Origin of the sequence: Streptomyces sp. NBC_01283 (assembly GCF_041435335.1) — a bacterium.
Lineage (GTDB): Bacteria > Actinomycetota > Actinomycetes > Streptomycetales > Streptomycetaceae > Streptomyces.
On sequence record NZ_CP108430.1, the window covers coordinates 2,942,465 to 2,968,687 of the forward strand.

The 26,223-nt window shown below is 70.5% G+C and carries 21 protein-coding genes; 10 read left to right on the forward strand and 11 right to left on the reverse strand.

Annotated features, from left to right (window positions below):
- The first annotated feature begins 84 nt into the window (after positions 1-84).
- The 8 genes from OG302_RS13215 (at position 85) to OG302_RS13250 (ending at position 10,680) form a co-directional block, all read left to right on the forward strand.
- Complete coding sequence (locus tag OG302_RS13215; protein WP_371526969.1) at positions 85-3,951, forward strand: nitrate- and nitrite sensing domain-containing protein; 3,867 nt, start codon at positions 85-87, stop codon at positions 3,949-3,951.
- The gene (locus tag OG302_RS13220) at positions 3,952-4,371 is read left to right on the forward strand and encodes a roadblock/LC7 domain-containing protein (RefSeq protein ID WP_098244998.1); all 420 of its coding nucleotides are present in this window, start codon (positions 3,952-3,954) and stop codon (positions 4,369-4,371) included. It abuts the gene before it with no gap.
- 119 nt (positions 4,372-4,490) lie between these two features.
- Positions 4,491-4,895 (forward strand): DUF742 domain-containing protein, encoded by a 405-nt coding sequence (locus tag OG302_RS13225; RefSeq protein WP_160507411.1) that lies wholly within the window; start codon positions 4,491-4,493, stop codon positions 4,893-4,895.
- The gene (locus tag OG302_RS13230) at positions 4,876-5,460 is read left to right on the forward strand and encodes an ATP/GTP-binding protein (protein ID WP_361838163.1); all 585 of its coding nucleotides are present in this window, start codon (positions 4,876-4,878) and stop codon (positions 5,458-5,460) included. The genes OG302_RS13225 and OG302_RS13230 overlap by 20 nt, the downstream gene beginning before the upstream one ends.
- Before the next feature lie 340 nt (positions 5,461-5,800).
- Positions 5,801-9,004 (forward strand): nitrate- and nitrite sensing domain-containing protein, encoded by a 3,204-nt coding sequence (locus tag OG302_RS13235; protein WP_371526970.1) that lies wholly within the window; start codon positions 5,801-5,803, stop codon positions 9,002-9,004.
- Between the two features lie 10 nt (positions 9,005-9,014).
- A complete protein-coding gene (locus OG302_RS13240; RefSeq protein ID WP_135330751.1) occupies positions 9,015-9,428 on the forward strand; it encodes a roadblock/LC7 domain-containing protein in 414 nt (137 codons plus the stop codon).
- Between the two features lie 93 nt (positions 9,429-9,521).
- Positions 9,522-10,115, forward strand: coding sequence for a DUF742 domain-containing protein (locus tag OG302_RS13245; protein WP_361838169.1), 594 nt, complete (start codon positions 9,522-9,524; stop codon positions 10,113-10,115).
- Entirely contained in the window at positions 10,096-10,680 is a 585-nt protein-coding gene (locus OG302_RS13250) for an ATP/GTP-binding protein (protein WP_190084708.1), read from the forward strand. Before OG302_RS13245 ends, OG302_RS13250 begins: the two co-directional genes overlap by 20 nt.
- Positions 10,681-11,018: 338 nt before the next feature.
- Here OG302_RS13250 and OG302_RS13255 read toward each other — a convergent pair whose 3' ends face one another.
- Positions 11,019-11,216 carry an acyl-CoA carboxylase subunit epsilon gene (locus OG302_RS13255; protein WP_361838172.1) on the reverse strand — a complete coding sequence of 66 codons (198 nt, stop codon included), beginning with the start codon at positions 11,214-11,216 and terminating at the stop codon, positions 11,019-11,021.
- A gap of 32 nt (positions 11,217-11,248) precedes the next feature.
- Entirely contained in the window at positions 11,249-12,844 is a 1,596-nt protein-coding gene (locus tag OG302_RS13260) for an acyl-CoA carboxylase subunit beta (protein WP_371526971.1), read from the reverse strand.
- A 335-nt stretch (positions 12,845-13,179) separates the two neighbouring features.
- Here OG302_RS13260 and OG302_RS13265 point away from each other — a divergent pair, with 335 nt between their 5' ends.
- Positions 13,180-13,806 carry a YceI family protein gene (locus tag OG302_RS13265; RefSeq protein ID WP_371526972.1) on the forward strand — a complete coding sequence of 209 codons (627 nt, stop codon included), beginning with the start codon at positions 13,180-13,182 and terminating at the stop codon, positions 13,804-13,806.
- Positions 13,807-13,906: 100 nt separating this feature from the next.
- On the opposite strand, the gene OG302_RS13270 is transcribed toward OG302_RS13265, so the two are convergent.
- A complete protein-coding gene (locus OG302_RS13270) occupies positions 13,907-14,518 on the reverse strand; it encodes a TIGR03086 family metal-binding protein (RefSeq protein WP_371526973.1) in 612 nt (203 codons plus the stop codon).
- An 82-nt stretch (positions 14,519-14,600) separates the two neighbouring features.
- Here OG302_RS13270 and OG302_RS13275 point away from each other — a divergent pair, with 82 nt between their 5' ends.
- Entirely contained in the window at positions 14,601-15,581 is a 981-nt protein-coding gene (locus OG302_RS13275; protein ID WP_371526974.1) for an SDR family NAD(P)-dependent oxidoreductase, read from the forward strand.
- A gap of 360 nt (positions 15,582-15,941) precedes the next feature.
- Here OG302_RS13275 and OG302_RS13280 read toward each other — a convergent pair whose 3' ends face one another.
- The 8 genes from OG302_RS13280 to ureA form a co-directional block, all read right to left on the reverse strand.
- Complete coding sequence (locus OG302_RS13280; RefSeq protein ID WP_371526975.1) at positions 15,942-16,847, reverse strand: alpha/beta fold hydrolase; 906 nt, start codon at positions 16,845-16,847, stop codon at positions 15,942-15,944.
- Between the two features lie 94 nt (positions 16,848-16,941).
- A complete protein-coding gene (locus OG302_RS13285) occupies positions 16,942-18,297 on the reverse strand; it encodes a hypothetical protein (RefSeq protein WP_371526976.1) in 1,356 nt (451 codons plus the stop codon).
- Between the two features lie 61 nt (positions 18,298-18,358).
- A complete protein-coding gene (gene cimA, locus OG302_RS13290; protein WP_371526977.1) occupies positions 18,359-19,963 on the reverse strand; it encodes a citramalate synthase in 1,605 nt (534 codons plus the stop codon).
- A 365-nt stretch (positions 19,964-20,328) separates the two neighbouring features.
- A complete protein-coding gene (locus tag OG302_RS13295) occupies positions 20,329-21,627 on the reverse strand; it encodes a hypothetical protein (RefSeq protein ID WP_371526978.1) in 1,299 nt (432 codons plus the stop codon).
- Between the two features lie 313 nt (positions 21,628-21,940).
- Positions 21,941-22,486, reverse strand: a complete 546-nt coding sequence (locus OG302_RS13300; protein ID WP_371750109.1) for a TetR/AcrR family transcriptional regulator — start codon at positions 22,484-22,486, stop codon at positions 21,941-21,943.
- Between the two features lie 102 nt (positions 22,487-22,588).
- Positions 22,589-23,602 carry an agmatine/peptidylarginine deiminase gene (locus OG302_RS13305; protein WP_371526979.1) on the reverse strand — a complete coding sequence of 338 codons (1,014 nt, stop codon included), beginning with the start codon at positions 23,600-23,602 and terminating at the stop codon, positions 22,589-22,591.
- A 51-nt stretch (positions 23,603-23,653) separates the two neighbouring features.
- The gene (locus OG302_RS13310) at positions 23,654-25,375 is read right to left on the reverse strand and encodes an urease subunit alpha (RefSeq protein ID WP_371526980.1); all 1,722 of its coding nucleotides are present in this window, start codon (positions 25,373-25,375) and stop codon (positions 23,654-23,656) included.
- Positions 25,372-26,076 carry an urease subunit gamma gene (gene ureA, locus OG302_RS13315; protein ID WP_371526981.1) on the reverse strand — a complete coding sequence of 235 codons (705 nt, stop codon included), beginning with the start codon at positions 26,074-26,076 and terminating at the stop codon, positions 25,372-25,374. Before ureA ends, OG302_RS13310 begins: the two co-directional genes overlap by 4 nt.
- Positions 26,077-26,223: the final 147 nt, after the last annotated feature.

Genomic DNA, 26,223 nt, shown 5'->3' on the forward strand with positions numbered 1-26,223 from the left:
CCATGGGGCGTTCTGCGCCCCACGACGCCGACACCGTCCCGCCGTTTGTGCGGAGGGACGCCTGGTCCAGAGGTTGCGACGCTAGTGCAGGGACGTTTCAAGAGGGATGGCAGCAGCGCTGCGGCAGAGCCGGAGCGCGGCGCGACCGACCGCGGCTCCTCGGCCCAGCACGCCCAGAACCCCGGGCAGGCACCGTCCGGCGACAACGGCCGCGGGGCCGCCGGCGGCGTGAGCCTGCCCACGGCCACCGCGGCATCGGGCGGCACGACGGGCACCGTGAAGGCGCCCACCGGCCCCGGCTCGCGAATAGCCCTGCGCAACTGGCGCATCTCCACCCGACTGGTCTCGCTGCTCGCGCTCCCCGTGATCACCGCGACCTCCCTCGGTGCGCTCCGCATCAACGAGTCCATGGACGAGATCCAGCAGCTCAACAACATGAAGCTGCTGACCGACATGACCAAGCGCGCCACCGAGCTGGCGTCCGCGCTCCAGGAGGAGCGCGACCGCTCGGCAGGCCCCCTCGCGCACGGCGCGAACTCCTCGGACTACGTGGTCAAGGGCTCCCGGCAGAAGACCGACCGCGCCTACAACCGCTTCCTGCAGGAGACGCAGGACCTCGACAACACGGACGGCGACAAGGGCCTCCTCGGCGTCCGCGCCAACACCGTCGAGATCACCCAGCAGCTCCAGCAGATCAACAAGGTCCGCAAGGACGCCTACAAGGACGCGAGCTCCACCTCCCAGACGGTGGACGCCTACAGCCAGCTCATCGAGCAGCTGCTCTCGCTGTCCTCGGACATGGCGCAGGCGACCAGCAACCCGGACATGATCCAGCGCACCCGCGCCCTGACGGCTTTCTCCTCCGCCAAGGAGTACGCCTCGGTGCAGCGCGCCGTGATCGCCGCCTCGCTTCCCGCGGGCGACAGCGCCTTCGGCAAGATCTCCGAGACCGACCGGCGCTACGGCTGGGCCGCCCTCGACAAGGAGGGGTCCCAGCTCCAGGCCTTCAAGGGCATCTACGCGGGCAATGCCGACGAGCTGACCAAGCCCATCGACGGCGGCAACTCCTCCATCAAGGGCGCCGACTCCTACGCCAAGCGTGTGCTTGAGCAGGAGGGCGGCATCAAGCTCCAGGACAAGCGTTCGTACAAGGACTGGGTGGACGCCGACACCACCAAGATCGACGCGATGTCCAAGATCGAGCTCACGCTGCTCAACGAGATGGAGCAGAAGGCCCGCGAGCTGCGCAACGAGTCCGAGCAGGCGGCCATCCTCAACGGTGCGCTGATCCTGCTCGTCCTCGGTGTCTCGCTCGTCGGCGCCTTCGTCGTGGCCCGGTCCATGATCCGCTCGCTGCGGCGCCTCCAGGACACCGCGACCAAGGTCGCCCAGGACCGGCTGCCCGAGCTCGTCAAGCAGCTCTCCGAGGCCGACCCGCAGGACGTCGACACCTCCGTCGAGTCGGTCGGTGTGCACTCCCGGGACGAGATCGGCCAGGTGGCCGCGGCCTTCGACGACGTGCACCGCGAGGCCGTCCGCCTCGCCGCCGAGCAGGCGCTCCTCCGAGGCAACGTCAACGCGATGTTCACCAACCTCTCGCGCCGTTCGCAGGGCCTCATCCAGCGTCAGCTCTCGCTCATCTCCGAGCTGGAGTCGCGCGAGGCCGACCCGGACCAGCTGTCCTCGCTCTTCAAGCTCGACCACCTCGCGACCCGCATGCGCCGTAACGGCGAGAACCTCCTCGTTCTCGCCGGTGAAGAGCCCGGCCGCCGGTGGACCCGGCCCGTCCCGCTCGTCGACGTGCTGCGTGCCGCCGCGTCCGAGGTGGAGCAGTACGAGCGCATCGAGCTCTCCGCGGTGCCGACGACCGAGGTCGCCGGACGCGTGGTCAACGACCTCGTGCACCTGCTCGCCGAGCTCCTGGAGAACGCGACGTCGTTCTCCTCGCCGCAGACCAAGGTCAAGGTCACCGGTCACGCGCTGCCCGACGGGCGGGTGCTGATCGAGATCCACGACACCGGCATCGGCCTCTCCCCCGAGGACCTCGCCGCGATCAACGAGCGGCTCGCGTCGCCGCCCACCGTGGACGTCTCGGTCTCGCGCCGCATGGGTCTGTTCGTGGTCGGCCGTCTGTCGCAGCGCCACGGCATCCGCATCCAGCTCCGTCCGTCGGACTCCGGTGGCACGACCGCGCTCGTCATGCTGCCCATCGATGTCGCCCAGGGCGGCAAGAAGGCGCCGAACAAGCCCGGTGCGCCCGGTCCCGGCCAGGGCGGTGGCCCGGTCGCCGCGCAGGCCTCGGCCGGTGCCGCGGCCGCGCGCCGTGGAGTCGGCGCCGGGAACGGCAACGGCAACGGCAACGGCAACGGTGCGCCCGGCTCAGCGGGACGGCTCGGTGCCGGTCCGCCTCGTGGTCAGGTGGCCGGGACGGGCCCGCGCGCCGCGCTGCCCTCGCGTGACGCGGGGCCGCGAGCCGGTTCGCCGTCCGCTCCGGCGGGCCCCGCCGGCCAGCTGCCTCCCCGCCAGGGACAGCCCGGACAGAGCTCCGGCGCCCCGGCCTCCACCGGTGGCAGCCTCTTCGAAGGCGGCCAGGGCGGACAGGGCGGCGGCCGCGGTCAGGCTTCCGCGCCGCAGCCTCCCGTTCCCCAGCAGCGTACGAATCCGGTGCACCCCGCAGGACCCGCGAACGACTCCGGGGACCAGGGGCGCAGGCCGCAGCTGCCGCCGCGCGGTGGTCCGCGTGCCGAGCTCCCCGGGGGCAACCCGCAGCCTCGCGTGCCCAGTTGGAGCGACGAGAACGCGCAGCCGCAGATCTCCCGCGAGCCGTTCGACACCCCGCGCGGGCACGAGGAGCCGGAGTCCACCGGACAGTTCCCGCACCCCTCGGCCGGTACCGCGCAGGGCCCCGGTTCGACCGCCGAGTTCCAGCGGCCCGACTTCAACGGGCCGCCGCCCGGCACGGGCTCGCCGCAGAACGCGGGCCAGCAGGGTGGTCAGAGCCAGAGCCAGGGTCAGCAGGGCACCGGTCAGTTCGTCCGCCCGGACGTCTTCGGCGGCCAGGACACCTCCTCCGGCACGGGCCAGTTCCAGCGTCCCGGCACCAGCGCCCCCGGCTACAACGGCGGGGCGCCCGGCGCCGGTGCGCCGCAGCAGCGCGGTGGCCGTGACGCGGGCGACATGCCTCGCCGTGGTCAGGGTCCCGGTCAGGGCCACGGTCAGGCCCCCGGCGGGCAGGGTCAGGGCGGTCCGCTCGGCATCCCGCCGGTACCGCAGCAGCCCTCGCAGAATCAGCAGCCCCAGCAGCCTTCGCAGCCGGAGGGCCTGCCGCCCGCCGGTCCCGGCGACGGCCGCACCCCGCTGTTCGACACGCTGGAGACCAACTGGTTCCAGCAGCAACAGCAGCAGCAAGGGCACCAGGGTCCGCAGGGCGGCGACCGCTCCCCCGCGCCCGGTGCCCCCGAGCAGCAGCAGCCCCAGCGGCCGCAGCGACCGCACTCCTCGTCGCCCTCCGCGCCTCTCCCGTCGAGGCCGGGGACGCAGGGGTCGCAGACCCCGCAGCAGCCGCAGCACCCGGCCGCGCCCCAGCGCTCGTCCGGAGCACCCGCCCCCGCGTCCAACGGAACCGGCGGCGGGAACATCAACAGCGTCACGAACGGCAGCGCCTCCTCATGGCGCACCTCGCCCAACGACGAGCTGGGCCGCCAGGCCGAGCGCGTCCGGCAGCCGTCCGCCGGTGGCGTCACCACATCCGGCCTGCCGCGCCGCGTCCCGCGAGCCAACCTCGTCGCGGGCACCGCACAGCAGCAGCAGGACAGCACAGGTCCGCAGGTCTCGCGTGCGCCCGATGACGTGCGCGGCCGGCTGACGAATCTCCGTCGGGGCATCCAGCAGGGTCGCCAGGCCGGTACCGGCCAGACCGGCAGCTTCCCCACTCACCAGCAGGAGCGTTAGTTGAGTCCGAGCCAGGCGGCACAGAATCTGAACTGGTTGATCACGAACTTCGTGGACAACACCCCCGGGGTGTCCCACACCGTCGTGGTATCCGCCGACGGCCTCCTTCTGGCGATGTCCGAGGGTTTCCCGCGTGACCGCGCCGACCAGCTGGCCGCGGTCGCGTCAGGGCTGACCTCCCTCACCGCCGGGGCCTCGCGGATCTTCGAGGGCGGCGCCGTCACCCAGACCGTGGTGGAGATGGAGCGGGGGTTCCTCTTCCTCATGTCGGTCTCCGACGGTTCGTCCCTCGCCGTGCTCGCGCACCCCGAGTGCGACATCGGCCTCGTCGGCTACGAGATGGCGCTCCTCGTCGACCGCGCGGGCGCCGTCCTCACCCCGGACCTCCGCGCCGAACTGCAGGGCAGCCTGCTGCACTAGCTCTCTCCATCGGCCGCCCCACCGACCGAACGTACTGACCACCGTCCGGCCAACCTGGTGCCCCCCACCGGCTCTATCAGACGGCACGCAGACCAACTGCTGTCCCGCCCGGAGGATCCATGACCCCGCCCAACGCCTCTCACGATCCGTACGGCTCTCAGGCGTCGTACGGCTATGAAGGCGACCAGCCGCTGGTGCGTCCTTATGCGATGACCGGCGGCCGGACCAGGCCCCGCTACCAGCTCGCGATAGAGGCGCTGGTGAGCACGACGGCCGACCCGGCGCAGCTGATGGGGCTGCTCCCCGAGCATCAGCGCATCTGCCACCTCTGCCGCGAGGTCAAGTCGGTGGCCGAGGTGTCGGCTCTGCTCTCCATGCCGCTCGGCGTGGCCCGGATCCTCGTGGCCGACCTGGCCGAGGCCGGGCTCGTCGCCATTCACCAGCCCGGCGGCGACGAGAACGCCGGCGGTCAGCCTGACGTGACACTGCTCGAAAGGGTGCTCAGTGGACTTCGCAAGCTCTAGCAGCGGCGGCTCGGGCCGCTCCACCACCAGCGCGAAGATCGTGGTGGCGGGCGGCTTCGGCGTCGGCAAGACCACGTTCGTCGGAGCGGTCTCCGAGATCAACCCGCTGCGCACCGAGGCCGTCATGACGTCCGCCTCCGCGGGCATCGACGACCTCACCCACACCGGGGACAAGACCACCACCACGGTGGCCATGGACTTCGGCCGCATCACCCTGGACCAGGACCTGATCCTGTACCTCTTCGGTACGCCCGGTCAGGACCGCTTCTGGTTCATGTGGGACGACCTCGTCCGCGGCGCCATCGGGGCCGTCGTGCTCGTGGACACCCGCCGTCTCGCCGACTGCTTTCCGGCCGTCGACTACTTCGAGAACAGTGGCCTGCCCTTCGTCATCGCCCTCAACGGCTTCGACGGCCACCAGCCCTACACCCCCGATGAAGTGCGCGAAGCTCTCCAGATCGGCCCCAACACGCCGATCATCACCACCGACGCCCGACACCGTGCGGACGCAAAGAGCGGCCTGATCACGCTGGTCGAGCACGCACTTATGGCACGACTCAAGTAGACGAGGCAGTACGGCAGTTACCGTAGATTCCACAGAGCGGTCTGTGTCCTTTGACACGGGTGGCCGCTCTGTTCATAACGTTTCGACAGAGAATTCGCCGGGCGCCGACACGCGTCGCGGTCATTCGGTGTCGCTGCGCGCACGAGAGCCCCGCCTTTTGGCGGGGCTCGCTCTTTTTGACCGTTTTATCTGAGGCTTACACCACTCGGAACTTGCGCTTCCCACTGTTTGGTAGAGGACCCCCTGACGTGCTGGAATGCGCTGAACTGCCCAGTAGCACGGGCCTTGGAGACGACAGCGGGACCGGTGTAGGTCCCGCCGCCGAGAGGTTGTTGGTCGAGTGAGGCGAAGCAAGCCGAGCCCCGCACCGCCGCATACGCGGGACACGCGGGGCAACTTCACCCCGCCGCCGCGCACAGCGGCGTCCCCCACCGATGTGCAGGGCATGGAGCCGCCGGCGCCCACCGGCGGGAGAATGTCCCCGCGCAACTGGCGCGTGCCGACCCGACTGAACGCGATCCTCCTCATACCCGTGCTGGTCGGCCTCGTCATGGGCGGCTTCCAGGTCAAGGGCTCGATCGACACCTGGAGCGAAGCCCAGGACGCCGAGCACACGGCCCGTCTCGTGCAGGCCTCGCTGAACTACGGCAACCGCCTCATCGAGGAGCGCGACCTCTCCGCGGCCCCGCTGCTGCGCGGCAAGAAGAACGACCCGGTCGTCGTGAAGGCCCGCAAGGCCACCGACAAGGCCGCTGACGAGTTCGACGCCGCCGCGGAGAACATGCCGCAGAAGGAAGGCCTCAAGCGCCGCCTCGACGGCTTCCACAAGGTGGAGCCGGGTCTGCAGGCGCTGCGCCAGGCCGCGTACACCTCCAAGCTCTCCGGCGCGCAGACCGAAGAGGGCTACGTAGCCATCCAGCACCCCCTGATGGAGTTCGCCAACGAGCTCGGTCTGGGCACCGGAAACATCACCAGCTACGGCCGTACCGTCTACGCGATCTCGCTGACGAAGGCCGCGCTCTCCCTGCAGCGCTCCCTCGGCACGCACCTGCTGGTCAAGCCGGGCCCCACCGCCACCAGCCTCGCCAAGCAGCGCGTGGCGATCTCCTCATACGCCTACCTCGAAGGCATCGCCATCGAGGAGTACACGGGCGGTGGCACCCCCGGTGACGTCGCCAAGCTGGAGGCCGCGAAGAAGCAGCTGAAGGCCGACGGCGAGAAGCAGGCCAAGCAGGCCGCGGCCGCCGCGAAGGCCAAGGGCGAGACGTTCGTCCCGCCGCCGTCGTCCGAGGCGATGGTCGCCGCCATGGCGCAGCTGGAGTCCACGCAGCCCAGTGCCCGGGTGGCACTGGCCGGCAAGGGCATCACTCCCGAGGCCTGGTGGGCCACCACGTCCGCCAAGTTCGACGCGTACCGCACCATCGAGTCCGACCTGGCCGACAAGGCCGTGACCGAGGCGTCGGACATCGCCGCCGACGCCCAGCGCAACGCGTACATCACCGGCGCCATCGTCGTGATCGCGCTGCTCGCCGCCTTCATCCTGGCCGGGCTCATGGCCCGCCAGATGTCCCGCGCGATGCGCCAGCTGCGTACGGCCGCCTTCGGCATCGCCGAGCAGCGGCTGCCGATGCTGGTCGACCAGCTCTCGCGCACCGACCCGGGCCGCGTCGACACCCGCGTACAGCCCATCCCGATCTCCTCCACGGACGAGATCGGCGAGGTCGCGCGCGCCTTCGACCAGGTGCACCGCGAGGCCGTCCGGCTCGCCGCCGAGCAGGCCCTCCTGCGAGGCAACATCAACGCGATCTTCACCAACCTCTCGCGCCGCAACCAGTCCCTGATCGAGGGCCAGCTGACCCTCATCACCGACCTGGAGAACAACGAGGCCGACCCGGACCAGCTGGAGAGCCTCTTCCGCCTGGACCACCTGGCGACCCGTATGCGACGCAACGGCGAGAACCTCCTGGTCCTCTCCGGCGAGGAGCCCGGCCGCCGCTGGGACCAGCCGGTCCCGCTGGTCGACGTACTGCGCGCCGCCTCCTCCGAGGTGGAGCAGTACGAGCGCATCGAGCTCTCCGGTGTCCCCGAGGCCGAGATCCACGGCCTCGCCGTGACCGACCTCGTGCACCTGCTCGCCGAGCTCCTGGAGAACGCCACCACGTTCTCCTCGCCGCAGACCAAGGTCCGCGTCACGGCGACCCGTCTTCCCGACGGCCGCATCATGGTCGAGATCCACGACAAGGGCATCGGCCTCACCGCCGAGGACTTCGCGGACATCAACCACAAGCTGGCCAACCCGCCGACGGTGGACGCCGCGATCTCCCAGCGCATGGGCCTGTTCGTGGTCGGCCGCCTCTCCGACCGGCACGGCATCCGCGTCCAGCTCCGCCCCTCGGGCGAGCAGGCCGGCACGACCTCGCTCGTCATGCTCCCCGACGGGATCACGCACGGTGGCGGCGGCGAACACCAGCTGCCCGACTCCGAGTTCACGGTCTCCTCGATCATGCCGGAGCAGCACACCCCGGAGCAGCCCGCCTTCCACCACGAGCCGATGCGTACGGCGGCCGAACTGGGCTTCGACGACAGCCGTTACAACGGCGACGCCGCCGACTCCCAGGAGCTCGACCCCGTGGGCCGCTCGCTGATGCGTGAGGAGCGGCGTGCCGCCCTGGAGGCGCAGGCGCAGTCCGGTGACGGCCGTCCGCTCTTCCGTGACGAGATGGAGCCGCAGCAGCAGGGCTTCGACCAGCAGCAGGGCGGTTACGACCCCGCGTACGGTCAGCAGGCCCCGGCGTACGACGAGTACAACCAGGGTCAGGGCGCGCAGCCGGCGTACGACGACGCGTACTACCCGGCGCAGGACGGCTACCAGGACGCCCCCTATACGGAGGCCGGTCACGACGATCACGCCGCTCGTACGGGTGCCGTGTCCGAACCGTTCGTGGCCTATCCTGACCGCTCTCACCAGGACGACTGGCCGACGCGTGACGGATATGACGACAACTCGGGTGCGTATCGGACCGAGTACTCTCCGGAACCGGAATCTGGTCCGGCGGCTCCCGCGAACGGTGCCGAGCGCGTAGGCTTCGAGCGTCCCGGACCGGGCCCGTCCGCGGTCCACGACACGACCGCCGCGGGCCTCCCGCGCCGCGGGTCCACCGGTGCGACCGGCAGCGGCCCGGCCCCGGCAGACACCGGAAACGGCGGTGCCGGACTGTTCGGCGACGCCGGGAACGGCGACAACGACAGCAGCTGGCGCTCGTCCAACGACGACCGCTGGCAGCGCGCCGAGTCGCTGAAGGAGCCCAAGGCGGGTGGCGTCACCCCGTCCGGTCTCCCGAAGCGGGTGCCCAAGGCCAATCTGGTCGAGGGCACGGCGGAACAGACCCCACAGGGAGGCCCTCAGGTCTCCCGCGACCCCGAGGATGTCCGGGGTCGGCTGAGCAACCTGCGCCGCGGCGTCCAGCGTGGACGCAACGCAGGCAGTGACACCACGAATGGCCAGGGCTTCGGCTCTGACAGCACCTACAACCAGGAGCGTTAGTGTGAGCCCGATGAGCCAGGCGGCGCAGAACCTGAACTGGTTGATCACCAACTTCGTGGACAACACCCCTGGGGTGTCCCACACGGTGGTGGTCTCCGCCGACGGACTCCTTCTGGCGATGTCCGAAGGCTTCCCCCGCGACCGTGCCGATCAGCTCGCGGCCGTCGCATCCGGTCTGACCTCCCTCACCGCCGGGGCCTCCCGGATCTTCGAGGGCGGTTCCGTGACCCAGACCGTTGTGGAGATGGAGCGAGGATTTCTCTTCCTTATGTCCATCTCCGACGGCTCCTCGCTGGCCGTACTGGCCCACCCAGACGCGGACATCGGTCTCATTGGGTACGAGATGGCACTTCTTGTCGACCGTGCCGGCACCGTACTCACGCCCGACCTGCGTGCGGAGCTGCAGGGGAGCCTTCTCAACTAATAGACGTACGGTGCGTTTTCGCGTCCCGTGGCCGTAAGGTTTCGGGACGCGGCTCCAGAATGATGGTGCCCGGCACAGTCGGAGGAGGAGTACGTGGCAGGCTCAGGAACACCCCCGGACGGTTCGTCATCGGCCAACTGGTCGCCTGGTCACGGCCAGGGCCAGGGACCGCACGACGGGGCACCCAACCGGTACAACTTCCCCTCCGCGCCCAGCCAGCACCGCAGGCCTTACCAGCAGCCGCAGCAGCCGGGCCCCCGCCAGAGCCCGTACGAGCAGCCTCATACCCCCAGGATCCAGCCAGTGCAGCCACAGCGACGCGCCCCCGAACCGGCGCCCGCCGCGAGCAACCCCCTGGTGCGCCCGTACGCCATGACGGGCGGCCGCACCAGGCCCCGTTACCAGCTCGCCATCGAGGCGCTGGTGCACACCACCGCACAACCGCACCAGCTGCAGGGCCAGTTGCCCGAGCATCAGCGGATCTGCAATCTGTGCCGCGAGATCAAGTCAGTCGCTGAGATCTCGGCACTTCTCTCCATTCCTCTCGGCGTCGCCCGGATCCTCGTAGCCGACCTGGCGGAGGCCGGACTTGTCGCCATCCATCAGCCGGGCGGCGACGAGTCCGCCGGCGGCCAGCCAGACGTGACACTGCTCGAAAGGGTGCTCAGTGGACTTCGCAAGCTCTAGCGGCGGAGCAACAGCCCGCTCCACCACCAGCGCGAAAATCGTGGTGGCGGGCGGCTTCGGCGTGGGCAAGACCACGTTCGTCGGAGCGGTCTCTGAGATCAACCCGCTGCGCACCGAGGCCGTCATGACGTCCGCCTCCGCGGGCATCGACGACCTCACTCACACCGGGGACAAGACGACGACGACCGTCGCCATGGACTTCGGCCGCATCACCCTGGACCAGGACCTGATCCTGTACCTCTTCGGTACGCCCGGTCAGGACCGCTTCTGGTTCATGTGGGACGACCTCGTCCGCGGCGCCATCGGCGCGGTGGTCCTGGTCGACACGAGGAGGCTCGCCGACTGCTTCCCCGCCGTCGACTACTTCGAGAACTCGGGCCTGCCCTTCGTCATCGCCCTCAACGGCTTCGACGGCCACCAGCCCTACACGCCGGACGAGGTGCGGGAAGCTCTCCAGATCGGGCCGGACACGCCGATCATCACGACGGACGCGCGGCATCGCGCCGACGCGAAGAGCGGCCTGATCACGCTCGTGGAGCACGCGCTGATGGCTCGGCTGCGGTAGTCGCGCGGCTGCGTTGGCGGTCCTTGCCTGTACGTCGATGGGCCTCGCCCCCTCAGGTGGGTGCGGGGCCCATTGCCTTTGCCTGCGGACGCGGGGCGGTCCGGCCGCCGCTGCGCGGCGATGCTCCCCGCCCACTCTCCCGATTACCCCGCATCCGCTCCTGGGCGGACAGGCCCCTCCCGGCCGTCCAGCCGATTGCGCTGCGGGGTGATCCGGGGGGCGGGAAAGAATCGCCGCGCAGCGGCGGCCTTTGGGCGGGACGGCCCGCGGACGAGCGCGACAGGGCCCCGCACCGGAAGTCGGTGCGGGGCCCTGTCGGATGCTGTCGGGCGAGGGGCTCAGCCCTGCCAGCTGTGCGGGGCGCGGAAGCCCGGGGTGCGCTCCAGGCGGCGCCAGCCGGCCCTGTCGCGGCCACGGCGGGGCGTGGGCGCCTGCGCGGTGGCGGCGGCGCTACGGGCCAGCAGGATCGCGGTGATGGCGGCGACCTCTTCGGGCTCGGCGTGGCCCTTCTCGACGCGGATGTCGGGAGTGTTCATGTGCAGCGTTCTCCTTGTGGGCTACTGCAGGATTACTGCGGGGGGTTGCCGTGCTTGCGGGACGGCAGGTCAGCGTGCTTGTTGCGGAGCATCGCGAGGGAGCTGATGAGCACCTCGCGGGTGGCGGCGGGGTCGATGACGTCGTCGACCAGGCCGCGCTCCGCGGCGTAGTAGGGGTGCATGAGCTCGGCCTTGTACTCCTTGACCATCTTCTGCCGCATGACCTCGGGGTCCTCGGCCGCCGCGATCTGCCGGCGGAAGATGACGTTGGCGGCACCTTCGGCGCCCATCACCGCGATCTCGTTGGTGGGCCAGGCGTAGGTCAGGTCGGCGCCGATGGACTGGGAGTCCATGACGATGTACGCGCCGCCGTAGGCCTTGCGCAGGATCAGCGAGATCCGCGGCACGGTGGCGTTGCAGTAGGCGTAGAGCAGCTTGGCGCCGTGGCGGATGATGCCGCCGTGCTCCTGGTCGACGCCGGGCAGGAAGCCGGGCACGTCGAGGAGCGTCACGATCGGGATGTTGAAGGCGTCGCACATCTGGACGAAGCGGGCCGCCTTCTCGGAGGCCTCGATGTCCAGGACGCCGGCCAGGGACTGCGGCTGGTTGGCGACGATGCCGACCACCTTGCCGTCCAGGCGGGCCAGCGCGCAGATGATGTTGCGGGCCCAGCGCTCGTGGACCTCCAGGAAGTCACCGTCGTCGACGAGCTCCTCGATGACCTTGGCCATGTCGTACGGACGGTTGCCGTCCGCCGGGACCAGGTCGAGCAGGACGTCCGAGCGGCGCTCCGCCGGGTCGTCGGACTCGTGGGTGGGCGGGTTCTCGCGGTTGTTGGAGGGCAGCATCGCGATGAGGTAGCGGACCTCGGCGAGGCAGGTCTCCTCGTCGTCGTACGCGAAGTGGCACACGCCCGAGGTCTCGGCGTGCACGTCCGCGCCGCCCAGACCGTTCTGGGAGATCTCCTCGCCGGTCACCGCGCGGACCACGTCCGGGCCGGTGATGAACATCTGCGAGGTCTCACGCACCATGAACACGAAGTCGGTCAGGGCCGGGCTGTAGGCCGCGCCGCCCGCGCACGGGCCGAGCATCACGCTGATCTGCGGGATCACTCCCGAGGCCTTGGTGTTGCGCTGGAAGATGCCGCCGTACCCGGCGAGCGCGGAGACGCCCTCCTGGATACGGGCCCCGGCGCCGTCGTTCAGCGAGACCAGCGGGGCACCGGCCGCGATGGCCATGTCCATGATCTTGTGGATCTTCGTGGCGTGCGCCTCACCGAGCGCGCCGCCGAAGATGCGGAAGTCGTGCGCGTAGACGAAGACCGTGCGGCCCTCGACGGTGCCCCAGCCGGTGATGACACCGTCGGTGTAGGGCTTCTTGGCCTCCAGGCCGAACCCGGTCGCCCGGTGCCGGCGCAACTGCTCGACCTCCTGGAACGACCCGGCGTCCAGAAGCAGCTCGATCCGCTCACGCGCGGTCAGCTTGCCCTTGGCGTGCTGGGCCTCGGTCGCCTTCTCACTCGGGCCGCGCAGCGCCTCCGCACGGATCGCGTGCAGCTCTGCCACGCGCCCACGCGCGTCGGTGGGCTCGCCCTCGGGAGAAGAAGCGGTGTCGTCCAAAACGGTCATGTAGTGACCTTACGAAGCGGGCCCATAAAAACGGACCGTCGACTATGAACAGTCTCCGGCCCGTTTTCCTGGCACCCCCGAACAGAAGCTCACTCCAGTGCGCCCGAAGTGACTGCTCAGAGCCGTCTCCGGCTGTAGGGATTCCACAAAGCGTCACGTGAGAGACACCTCACAGTCGATCCCCCCCTTTGCGTGATCGCAGCGACACGCTCCGCTTGATGTTGAACATTGAACCGAATCGCGTTAGAGTCAATCTCGTTGAACATTCAACATATAGATCCCCCGTAGCTCGCAGCTCGGCCTCCCCGGTCGCAGCTCGTCCCCTAGGAGCAGTCATGGGTCTCTTCGGCCGCAAGAACGAAACCGACACCGCAACCGCCACTGCCACCGGCACGGCGCCCGCCCCGGTCAACCCGGACCTGGCCGCCCTCACCGGCGAGTACGCGATCGACCCCTCGCACACGTCGATCGGCTTCGTCGCCCGCCACGCCATGGTCACGAACGTCAAGGGCTCCTTCACCGACGTCGCCGGCACGCTGCACCTGGACGGCAGCGACCCGTCCGCTTCGACTGCTTCCATCGACGTGCAGATGGCGAGCATCGACACCGGCAGCGCCGACCGTGACGGTCACCTGAAGAGCGCGGACTTCTTCAAGATCGACGAGTTCCCGGAGATGACCTTCCGCTCCACGAAGGCGGAGGCCCTGGGCGGCGACGACTACCGCATCACCGGTGACCTGACGATCCTCGGCACCACGAAGCCGCTCTCCATCGACCTCGAGTTCAACGGCTCCGCCACGGACCCCTTCGGGAACGAGCGGGTCGGCTTCGAGGGCAAGGCGGAGATCCTGCGCTCCGAGTGGGGCCTCACGTGGAACGCGGCGCTGGAGACGGGCGGGGTGCTCGTCTCGGACAAGATCAAGCTGAGCTTCGACATCTCAGCGATTCGTTCCGGCTCCTGAGCCTCGGACCGTTCTCCGTGCCGCCGCTTCGCGACGGATGCTTTCCACCCACCCACCCACCCGATTACCCGGGGTGGGTGGGTGGTCTCGTTGCACCCGGTTACGCCCAGTCGGGGCTGCGGCCGAGGTAACGCAGCAGTTCGGCGGCCTCTCCCTTCGCCGGGCCGCCCTCCTCTTCCGTCAGTGCCGGGGCGAAGGCGAAGGCTCGTACGGGCTCGACGATTTGGCGGGCCACCTCCAGGAGGGGCCGCGCCAACTCGGGTGTGAGCGGGGAGGGTTGGCCGGTGGCCACTGCCATGTCCCACGCGTGGACCGCCGCGTCGAGGGCGCAGGCACCCATGCCCAGGGCGGCCGTCATGGTCCCGGGCGGCAGCGGCACCCGTACCTCTTGGGCCGTCGCGTCGACCTTCGCCCACGCGTCGGCCGCCGCGGCGAGCGCCGGTTCCAGTACGGCCCGAGGGGAGTCCGTCAGCTTGCCCGAGGGTGCGAAGGGGTTCTCCGTGGGGCCGGGGCCTCCGGTGAGGGACGAGGCGTAGCCGAGCTGGTCGCCCGCCGCGTGCTGCAGTACCTGGGTGACGTTCCACTCCGCGCAAGGCGTCGGGCGGTCCCAGTCCCCGTCGCGTACCCCTCGGACGGCAGCACGGAGTGCCGCGTGGGCGCTGTCGAGCAGGGGCCAGGTGGTGGTGTTGTTGTTCGTGCCGTGCTCGCTCATCTCGTCCCGTCTTCCGCTCTCGGGATGTGCCGGACCAGCTCACCTTGCCCTAGAGCGCGGTCCAGCTTCTAGCGTCACGCACATGACCACACAGAAGCACCAACAGCACCGGATCGGCAGTGGGTTCGGCGCGCTGAGCACGGCGGACGACGTGCTGGCCGGCATCGACCTCTCGGGCAGGACCGCGCTGGTCACCGGCGGCTACTCGGGGCTCGGTCTGGAGATCACCCGGGCGCTCGGCCGGGCCGGCGCGCACGTCATCGTCCCGGCGCGCAGGCCCCGTGTCGCCGAGGAGGCCCTGCGGGGCACCGACCGCGTGGAGGTGCGGGCGATGGATCTGGCGGACCAGGACAGCGTCCGGCACTTCGCCGAAGGCGTCCTCGCGAGGCACCGCACCCTCGACATCCTCGTCAACAACGCGGGCGTGATGGCCTGCCCCGAGACCCGCGTCGGCCCGCACGGCACCTGGGAGTCCCACTTCGCGATCAACCACCTGGGCCACTTCGCCCTGGTCAACCACCTCTACCCGGCGCTGCGTCACGGCACGGCACGGGTGGTGTCCGTGGCCTCCTCAGGCCATTTTCTCTCCGGCATCCGTTGGGCGGACCCGCACTTCCGCGAGGGGTACGACCGTTGGCTCGCCTACGCCCAGTCCAAGACGGCGAACGCGCTCTTCGCCGTGCACCTGGACTCCGTGGGCACCGCGGGCAGCGGGCCACGGGCCTTCTCCGTCCATCCCGGCAGCATCCTCACGCCCCTCCAGCGCCACATCCCCCGCGAGGAACAGATCGCGCAGGGCTGGGTGACCGCCGACGGCACACCTGCGCAGGGCTTCAAGACCCCGGCGCAGGGCGCGGCCACCGCCGTGTGGGCCGCCACGTCACCGCTGCTCGACGCCCATGGCGGCGCGTACTGCCAGGACTGCGATGTCGCGGAGCCCGCCATGACGGAGGACATGCTGATCGGCGGCGTCAAGCCATGGGCGACGGACCCCGAGGCGGCGGCCCGCCTCTGGCAGCTGTCCACCGAACTCACGGGGTTGGGGGCGGGGCTGACGGCGTGATCGGGCAGCCGGGCCGGGTGAGCCTGCCTTGTTGTCTGGCACCATTGCGGGCATGAGCCCCGACCCGCACCAGTGGATCACCGTCGCCGCGTACGAGAACGTGCGCGGCTGCCCGGCGCCGTTGGCCGCTGTCCGCGCTTGACTGCGTGAGCGGGGCATCGACTGGATGCCGTTCGCGCCGGACGAGATGTACTGGGACCTCATGTGCGGCCCGGGGCCCGACGGTCACTGGCACGGTTCTTACGTGATTCACGTGTGGGCCGACGCGCTCCGTCCGCTGGGCCTGCACCCGAGTCAGCCCACGTCCCGCGTGGTCGGCCCCTCACCACCGCGGTGGTGGCACGCGGCGGCGGAAGGGCCCTAGGGGCGGAGGGACGCGGTGTGGGCCAGGACCGCTTCCGCGAGGGGACCCTGGACCGCCGGGGGCAGTGCGTGACCCATGCCCGGGATCTCCACCAGGTGCGCGGTGCCGCCACCGACGACCTGGGCCAGGTGCTGCGGATGCGGGGGCGGGAACACCGGCTCGGCCGGGGCGGAGACGACGAGCGTGGGGACCTTCGTCCCGGCCAGGGCGTCGGTGCGGAGCATGTGGGAGTCGTCGGCCCGGGCATGCGCCGTCGAGGCGATGTGAGTGCCGGTGTGCTCGATGATACGGCGCTCCAGGTCACGGAAGTACGCGTCGTCCACGCCGAGTTGGCGGCCGTTCAGGACGCGCCAGTGCTCCACCCTGCGGTCCAGTTCGGCCTCTAGCCCCGCGTCCTCCACCGGGCGGGACCACAGCTCCAGGACTTCCGGGGCTATGCCGGGGAGTTCGGCCACGGGGATCTCGGTTCCGTCCGGGGCCGCGTATGGGGCTTCGCTGAGCGCGCAGGTGCCGATCAGCGTGGCGCTGAGGACGCGCTCGGGATGGTCGGCGAGGACCAGCTGGGTCAGCATGCCGCCGAGGGACATGCCCACCAGATGCGCGCGCTCCACTCCCAGGGCGTCCAGGACCGCTACGACATCCTGCGCCAAGTCGGTTATGGGGTAAGGGCGTTGGTCGAAGGTGGAGGTGGAGCGGCCCGTGTCCCGGTGGTCGTAGCGGATGACCTGATGCCGGGTGGCGAGATCGTCGGCCAGGGCGTCGGGCCAGCCGAGACCGGAGGCCTGGGCGCCCATGATCAGGAGCAGGGCGGGGGCCTCGGGGTCACCGCGCCGCTCCGTCCACAGCTTGATGCCGGGGGCGACTTCGACGTACTGCTGCTGACGTTGCTGCCTTTGCTGCATGGGGGAACCTCCGGGGTGGCGCACACTGAACAGGACGAGACGTATCGTCTCGTGAGTCTGGTGATACGTCAACCTGCCTGGCCCGCCCCCAGCCCTAGAACCCGCCCCCGAAGTCCCCGCCACCGCCGAAATCGCCGCCGCCCCCGAAGTCACCGCCCCCTCCGAAGTCCCCGGGGTCGAAGTCCGAGCCCGAGTAGTCGCCGCCGTCGTAACCGGCGCCGCCGCCGAAGTCCCCGTATCCCGAGCCGTAGTCCGCCGCGTACGCCGGGCTTGCCATCATTCCGCCCAGCATCGTGCCGACGAGCAGGCCCGGCAGCAGGCCGCCGCCGAAGTAGCCGCCGGCCCAGGGGCCGTAGGCGGGGCCCGCCTCCCAGTACGGGCGGCGCTCCCCCGAATCCGTGGCCACGGTCCGCGACATCGGCTCGTCCCCGTCCGCGAGGCGCGTCGCGTCGGCCAGGCACACCGGGACCGTCCGCTCGGCCCCGCCCGGCGGCGCCCACTGGGCGTCCTTCACCGAGGGGCCGTGGCGCGGGTCGAAGAAGCACGGGGCGCGGCGTTCCGGCAGCGGCCTTCCCTCCCGGCGTGCGGCCAGCAGGGCGAGCGAGAAGCGGCCGTCCTCAAGGGACTGGGTGACGGCCCGCACCTGCTCGGGCCGCTCCGCCGCCGCCATGAACGACTTCGCGTTCTCGTACGAGTCGAGGGCCCGTTCGTAGTCCGCGCGCATCGCGTCGTCCGCTCCCGCCTCCGCGGGGTGGAAGTCGAGCCGGTCGAGCTCCTCGCCGTACGCCGTGATGTCCTCGTCCACCACGACCCGCAGCTTCTCCAGCGCGGCCCGCTGCTCCTCGGCCTTCCGCCGCCGGTTGCGCCGGACCACCGCGTACGTGACCGCGCCGCCCGCGACGAGTACCGCGCCGACACCGATCAGCGCACCCGTGGACGCGTTGTCGGAACCGGAGCCGCCCCAGGAAGCGGGCGCCGTGCCGCGGGCGTCCTTCACCGCCTGGTCGACGAAGGCGTTGAGCTGGGTGTTCGTGTCCGCCACGCCGCCGTAGGTCGTGACGATGTTGGAGACGGCGGCGTTGCTCAGGACCTGCCGGTCGGCCTTCGCGTCGAACTTGTCGCCGAGCCTGATCCCGTACACACCCGTCACGCCGGTCTCGGTGCGCAGTTTCTGGAAGAGATCCTGGCGGGGGAAGTCGGCGGGCAGCACCGCCACGAACACGGGCTTGTCGGCATCCTTGATCTTGTCCGCGAGGGCGTTCGCCTCGACCCCGGACAGCTGGTCCGAGGCGGCCGGATCCACGTACACCGGGCTCTTCTCCCAGGCGTCGGCCACGGCCGGGACACTGGTGGCGGCCGCCGCCCCGGGCGCCGCCGTGAACGACACGGCACCCAGGGACACGAGGAGGCCGGACAGCGCGACAAATATTCGCTTCGCCCCAATACTCATACTTCGAAGCTAACTCAGTCGCGCCCCCGGCGGCGGTCCACGGCCGCCTCTGCCGGACGTCCTACTCGACCGGCTCGACGCCCGCCCGCAGCAGTCCGTAGGTGTACGCGTCCTCCAGCGCCTGCCAGGACGCCGCGATGACGTTCTCCGCGACACCCACCGTCGACCACTCGCCGTCACCGTCACTGGTGGAGATCAGTACCCGGGTCGTGGACGACGTGCCGTGCTTGCCCTCCAGGATGCGGACCTTGTAGTCGACGAGCTCCATCTTGGCGAGCTGGGGGTAGATCCGCTCCAGACCCACCCGGAGCGACCGGTCGAGCGCGTTGACCGGGCCGTTGCCCTCCGCCGTGGCGACGATGCGCTCGCCCTTGGCCCACAGTTTCACCGTCGCCTCGTTCGCGTGCGTGCCGTCGGGCCGGTCCTCGACGATGGCCCGCCAGGACTCGACGCGGAAGTAGCGCCGGGCGCGCCCCTCGACCTCTTCGCGGAGCAGCAGCTCGAAGGACGCGTCGGCGGCCTCGAACGTGTACCCCTGGAGCTCGCGCTCCTTGACCCGCTCGACGACCCGGCCCACCAGCTCCCGGTCGTCGCCCAGGTCGATCCCGAGCTCCTTGCCCTTGAGTTCGATGGAGGCGCGGCCCGCCATGTCCGAGACCAGCATCCGGATGCGGTTGCCGACCAGGTCCGGGTCGATGTGCTGGTAGAGGTCCGGGTCGACCTTGATCGCGGAGGCGTGCAGGCCCGCCTTGTGGGCGAAGGCCGAGACGCCCACGTACGGCTGGTGCGTGGAGGGGGTGAGGTTGACGACCTCGGCGATGGCGTGCGAGACGCGGGTCATCTCGCGCAGCGCGCCCTCGGGCAGGACCTGCTTGCCGTACTTGAGCTCAAGGGCGCCGACGACGGGGAAGAGGTTGGCGTTGCCGACCCGCTCGCCGTAGCCGTTCGCGGTGCACTGCACGTGGGTGGCACCGGCGTCGACGGCGGCGAGGGTGTTGGCGACCGCGCAGCCGGTGTCGTCCTGCGCGTGGATGCCGAGCCGGGCGCCGGTGTCGGCGATCACGGTGCCGACGATCGCCTTGACCTGGGCGGGGAGCATGCCGCCGTTGGTGTCGCACAGGACGACGACGTCGGCGCCCGCCTCGGAGGCCGTGCGGACGACGGATTTCGCGTACTCGGCGTTGGCGCGGTAGCCGTCGAAGAAGTGCTCGCAGTCGACGAAGACGCGCCGCCCCTGGTCGCGGAGGTAGGAGACGGTGTCGCGCACCATCTCCAGGTTCTCCTCCAGGGTCGTGCGCAGGGCGAGCTCGACGTGCCGGTCATGAGCCTTGGCGACCAGCGTGATGACCGGGGCGCCGGACTCCAGCAGGGCGTTGACCTGCGGGTCCGAGGCCGCCGAGCCACCGGCGCGGCGGGTGGCGCCGAAGGCGACGAGCTGGGCGTGCCGGAAGGTGATCTCTTGCTGAGCGCGGGCGAAGAACTCGGTGTCGCGGGGGTTGGCGCCCGGCCAGCCGCCCTCGATGAAGCCCACGCCGAAGTCGTCCAGGTGCCGGGCGATGGTCAGCTTGTCCGCGACGGTCAGGTTGATTCCCTCACGCTGTGCTCCGTCGCGCAGCGTGGTGTCAAAGACGTGGAACGAATCGTCGGGTGTGCTGGTTTCCGTCATGCTGATCTGGCTCCTGTGTCGGATCTCGGTCTACCGGAATGACCGGCTCCACCGCCTCAATGATCCCTCGCGCTCCGCGTCCGGCTGATGTTGGGCCAGGAAACGAAAAAACCCCTCGTGGGTACGAGAGGTTTGCGCGCGGGTCGAGAGACGACGGTGTCCGCCCGTACATGGTGGTACGAGACGGTCACTGCGGACCGGCGCGCCTGCTGCCAATAATCATGGCGAACGAGAGCACGGTGGCAGCCTGCCACAGCCCGCACACACCGCGCTGCCCCGTCTCACGATGCGGGCGCACCTGGACGGTCCGGGCACCACGGTGCGGGCGGCGCGTGGGTGCGCCGCCCGCACGCCGTACGGCCGTGTCAGCGCAGGTGACGCACGAAGACGTCCCGCACCCCGTTGGTGTCGTCCGGCACCAGATTCGTGGCGTCCGAGGTGAACGCGACGGTCCGGGCGTCCGCACTGAGCCCGTAGTGGGAGACGGCGGAGTCGGCCTCGCCGCCGCCTTGCGGCACGTCCACGCGCTGGTTCTTGCCGGTGCGCAGATCGCGTACGTAGAGGGAGGCGCTGCCGGGATCGCCTGCGACGAGACCCGAGGCGCTGGAGACGAACACGACGCGGCGGCCGTCCGGGGTGATCTTGGCCTCGATGGAGTTGCCGTCCGGCTGGCTGCCGTCGGCGGCGTACACGATCCGCTCGATGGCGTCGGTGCGCAGGTCGATGCGGAAGACGTCGTACTTCTCGTTCGTGTCGCCGGGGACCAGGTCGCCGGAGCGCGCGGTGAAGACGCCGTACCGCCCGTCCCTGGTCAGCGAGTCGACACCGACCTCGCGGTCGGCGCCGGACGGCGTGAGGTCGAGGCGCCTGCTCTGGCCGGTCTTCCTGTCGTAGAGGTAGGTGCGCCCGTCGAGGCCGGGACGCTGCTGGCCCATCGAGTAGGCGATGTGGCTGCCGTCGGCGCTCACGGTGAACTGCGAGATGAAGTACGACGAGCTGGCCCCGCCGGTGACGATCTCGCTGATCCGCTTGGTGGTCCCCTTCTTGCGGTCGCGGACGTACACGCCGCTGTTCATCCCGTCCACGTAGTCGCCGTTGTCCTTGAGCGACGAGACGAACGTGACGTACCGGCCGTCCTCGCTCGTCTCGGCGGCCGTCGTGCTCTGCCCCTCCACCGGCTTGTCCGCGTCCGAGAGGCTGACGAGCTCGGTCCGCTTCGTCTTGAGGTCCCGCACGTAGATGCCGCTGTAGTACTCGCCCCGCTCGTACGTGACGGCGGCGAACGTCACATAGCGGCCGTTGTCGCTGATGGTCGGCCGCTGGCTCACGAAGTCGGTGAACTCGGCGCCGGAGTCCTGCACGCTGACCCGTTCGACCGTGCCGCGCTTGAGGTCGCGTACGTAGACGTCGGGCCAGGTGTCGGTGTCGCCCGGCGTGAGGTTCTTCGCCTCCGAGGAGAAGACGACGTACCGCCCGTCGGCGCTGACGTCCGGGTACTCCGACGCCCCGTCGGCCTGCGCTCCGTCCCCCGCGACGCTCACCCGCTCGGTGCGGGGCGTGTCGGCGGCGCCGGGGGCGGCAAAGGCGGCGGGCAACGTCGTGGCCGTGACGGCCGCGACAAGTGCGGCGGCCGTCAGGGCGGCGCGGCGCTTGGTGCTGTGCATGGTCAAATCCCCCGTGCTCTCTCGGTGTTCATGGCGTGCGTGGCGTTCATGGTGCGCGTGGTCGGCGCGCGCGTTCACCGCGTGCAATGTCTGTGATGCGCGAGATGGTCCGATGGTTGCGGTGCGCCGCCGGGTCAGTGGATGTGGCGCAGGAAAATGTCACGGACTCCGTGCGTGCCGCCGGGCACCACGTCGGTGTCGTCCGAGCCGCGTACGCGCCCGCCGACGTGTTCATCGCCACCGTGCGCCCGCTGACCCGCAGCAACGTGGACGGGGTATTCGGGTCCTACGGGTTCTACGGGCCCAGCGGGTCCTATGCGCCGGAGGTGAGCGCTCCGTCCAGGAACTCCCGTACGTGCGCGAGGATTTGTTCGCGTCCGGTGCCGCGCAGGCCGATCGCCACATGGATGGAGAATCCGTCGAGCAGCGCCCGCAGCCGGGCCGCGAACCGGTCGGGGTCCAGAGCCCCGAACTCGCCCCGCGACACCCCTTCGGCGAGCAGCGCCACCAGGTCGCGGTGCCAGGCGCTCTCGATGGCGACCTGCCGGTCGCGCTCGTCGTCGGCGGCGTTCAGCGAGCGGTTCCAGACCTCCAGCCAGAGCGTCCAGTGGGGGTCGCCGGGGGCGTCGGGGACATACAGGTCGACGTACGCGTCGAGCCGCTCGCGGGCCGTGCCCTGCCGGGCGAGCAGCCGGCCGCGCTCGGCGCCTAGCGCGGACTCGCTCCACTCCAGGGTGCGCAGGAGCAGCTCGTCCTTGGTGCGGAAGTAGTAGAGGAGGTGGCCGCTGCTCATGCCGACCTCACGCCCGAGCGCGGCCATGGTCAGCTTCTCCAGGCCGCGCTCGGCGATCATCTCCATGGCAGCGGCCAGCACGTCCTCGCGCGGTGGTGCGTTCTTCCGGCGGGCGGCCTGGGCCACGGGGACTCCTGCGTTATTCGTCCGACGCCAGACCTTCTGACGCTAGATCTTCGGTTGCTGCTGGGTGATGCAGTGGATGCCACCACCCCCGGCAAAGATCGTACGGGCGTCCACGAGCGTCACGGTCCGCTCCGGGAAGAGACGGCGGAAGATGCCCGCCGCGATCTCGTCGCGCGGGTCGTCGAAGGCGCACAGGACGACGCCGCCGTTGCAGAGGTAGTGGTTGATGTAGGAGTAGTCGACCCAGCCCTCGTCGTCGGTGAGGACGGTCGGCGCGGGCACCTCGACGATCTGCAGGGCGCGGCCCCGGGCGTCGGTCTGCCCGCGAAGGACCCCGATGATCTCCTTGCTGACCTCGTGGTCCGGGTGTGCGGGGTCCTGCTGCGAGTGGACGAGGACGACACCGGGCGCGGCGAAGGCGGCGACGATGTCGACGTGCCCCCGGGTGCCGAACCGGCCGTAGTCACCGGTCAGGCCGCGCGGCAGCCAGATCGCCTTTCGCGTGCCGATGCGGGCGTGGACCGCCTCCTCCGCCTGCTCGCGGGTGAGGCCGGGGTTGCGTCCCGGGTCGAGCTGGACCGTGTCCGTCAGCAGGACGGTGCCCTCGCCGTCGACGTGGATGCCGCCGCCTTCGTTGACCAGGGGCGAGGAGTGGACGGGCACGCCGGCCAGGTCGGCGACATGGCGGGCGATCTTCGCGTCGTGCTCCCAGCGGGCCCAGTCCTGGCCGCCCCAGCCGTTGAACACCCAGTCCACGGCGGCCAGTTGATCACCGTCGCGTACGAAGGTGGGGCCGATGTCCCGCATCCACGCGTCGTCCAGATCGCGCTCGACCAGCTCGATGTCCGGGCCGAGGAGCGCGCGGGCCGACTCGCTCTGGCCGGTCCCGACGACCATCGTGACGGGTTCGAAGCGGCGTACGGCACGGGCCACGCCCGCCCAGGCGGCCCGGCCCTCGGCGAGCTCGCGCTCGTCCGTGAAGGTGGGGTTGGGGCCCGGCCAGGCCATCCAGGTGCGCTCGTGCGGGGCCCACTCGGCGGGCATGTGGAAGGTCATCGTGATCCCTATGGAGAGGACTGCGGAAGCTGGAGAGGACTGGCGGAAGCGCTACAGGAAGTAGAGGCGGTTGAGCGGGACGGAGTCGGCGGGCTCGGACCTGACCGGGTCACCGTCGAGCGTGACCAGGCCGGAGCGCTGGTCGACGTCGATGGAACCGGTCCGGGAGTTGAGGCGCAGGTCGGCGGGACCGATGCCCCGGGTGCCCCGCACCGCGACCCGGCGCCGCCGGGTGGGCATCTGGTCGTTGCCCTGGTCGACGGCGGCCTGCGCGACGAAGGCCACCGAGATGTCGGCGGGCGTCGCGCCGTACGAGCCGAACTGCGGCCCGAGGACGAGCGGCTCACATGTGTCGGTCGCGGCGTTCGGGTCACCGACGACGCCGTACGCCGGGAATCCGGACTTCAGCACCAACTGCGGCTTCGCGCCGAAGAATTCGGGCCGCCACAGGACGACGTCGGCCATCTTGCCGACCTCGATGGAGCCGACCTCGTGGGCCAGGCCGTGGGCGATGGCGGGGTTGATGGTCAGCTTGGCCATGTAGCGCAGGACGCGCGCGTTGTCGTCGCTCTCCCCGTCGCCGTCCATCGGGCCGAGCTCCGCCTTCATCTTCCCGGCCATCGCGAAGGTCCTGCGTACGGTCTCGCCCGCGCGCCCCATGCCCTGCGCGTCGGACGAGGTGATCCCGATGGCGCCCAGGTCGTGCAGCACGTCCTCCGCGCCCATCGTCCCGGCCCGGATCCGGTCACGGGCCATGGCGGCGTCGCCCGGCAGGTCGGTCTTCAGGTCGTGGACCGAGACGATCATCCCGTAGTGCTCGGCCACCGCGTCGCGCCCGAAGGGCAGCGTGGGGTTGGTGGAGGAGCCGATGACGTTCGGGACGCCGGCCATCTTCAGCACGTTCGGGACGTGTCCGCCGCCGCAGCCCTCGATGTGGAAGGCGTGGATGGTGCGCCCTTCCAGGACCTTCAGGGTGTCCTCGACGGAGAGACACTCGTTCAACCCGTCGCTGTGCAGGGCCACTTGGACGTCATGCTCCTCGGCCACCCGCAGTGCCGTGTCCAGCGCGCGGGTGTGCGCGCCCATGTCCTCGTGCACCTTGAAGCCCGAGGCGCCGCCCTCGGCGAGCGCCTCGATCAGCGGGGCGTCGTGCGAGGACGAACCCCGGCCCAGGAAGCCGATGTTGACCGGCCAGGCGTCGAAGGCGTTGAACGCGTGCTTCAGCGCCCAGGGCGAGTTGACCCCGACACCCCACACGGGCCCGAATTCCTGGCCGATGATCGTGGTGACCCCGGAGGCCAGCGAGGCCTCCATGATGCGCGGCGACAGCAGATGGACGTGGGTGTCCACGGCACCGGCGGTCGCGATCAGACCCTCGCCCGAGACGATGGACGTGCCGGTGCCGACGACGACGTCGACGCCGTCGAGGGTGTCGGGGTTACCGGCCCGCCCTATGGCGTGGATGCGGCCTTCCCGGATCCCGATCGACACCTTGCGGATGCCCTGCACCGCATCGATGACGAGCACGTTGCTGATGACGACGTCGCAGGTCTCACGGACCGCGGCGGCCTTCAGGTGCAGTCCGTCGCGGGCGGTCTTGCCGAAGCCGGCGAGGAATTCGTCGCCGTACTTCTGCGCGTCGGACTCCACCCGGACGGTCAGGCCCGAGTCGCCGAGCCGGACGCGGTCGCCCGCGCGGGGGCCATGTGTGGCGGCGTACTCGTACGGGGTGAGGCGGCGCGGTTCGGCGGGGTGGCCTCCGGGGCGGCTCATCGCTCGACCTCCTGCTCAGTCGTTTCCGGTACGCCGAGATAGCCGCAGGCGGCGGCGCGGCGCAGGGCCTCTTCGCGGGCGCCGGGCGCGTCCAGCGGCCCGTCGACCAAACCGGCGAAGCCGATCGCGACGCGCTCACCGCCGATCGGCACGAGCCCGACCTCGACGCTCTCGCCGGGACCGAAGCGCACGGAGGACCCGGCCGGCACCGCGAGCCGCATGCCGTACGCGGCGGAGCGGTCGAAGTCGAGCCGGGGGTTGGCCTCGAAGAGGTGGAAGTGCGAGGTCACGGAGACGGGCACGGCAGCGGTGTTGTGCACGGTGAGCGTCACGACGGGCGCGAGCTCCGCGTGCTCGGGTCCGGGCAGCAGTGCGCCCGGGGCCGCACCGCCAAGACCCTCCCCGATCGGCTGCGAGACGACCGCGAGCCGGGAGCCGTCGTCGAAAACGGCCTCCACATGCACCTCGGTCACCACGTCCGCGACGCCCGGCAGGACGTCGTCGGGCCCGAGGACCGAGCGCGCCCGCTCGATCGCCTCGGCGAGCCTGGCCCCGTCGCGGGCCGCCTCGCACACCGTGTCCGCGATCAGCGCGGTCGCCTCGGGGACGTTGAGTCTGAGGCCGCGCGCCTTGCGGGCCCTGGCCAGCTCGGCCGCCCCGAAGAGCAGCAGCCGGTCGCGTTCCGTGGGGGTAAGCCGCACGCCACCACACCTCCATCGTTTGAACGCCACTCTAACCACGAGATCCACGCAACGGAAGCATTGACGTACGAGCTGGGCTCAGGTCACATTGAGCGGCACTCAAACAGTCGAACGGCGGCCTGTGTGCGCAGGCGGCCACGATCGAGC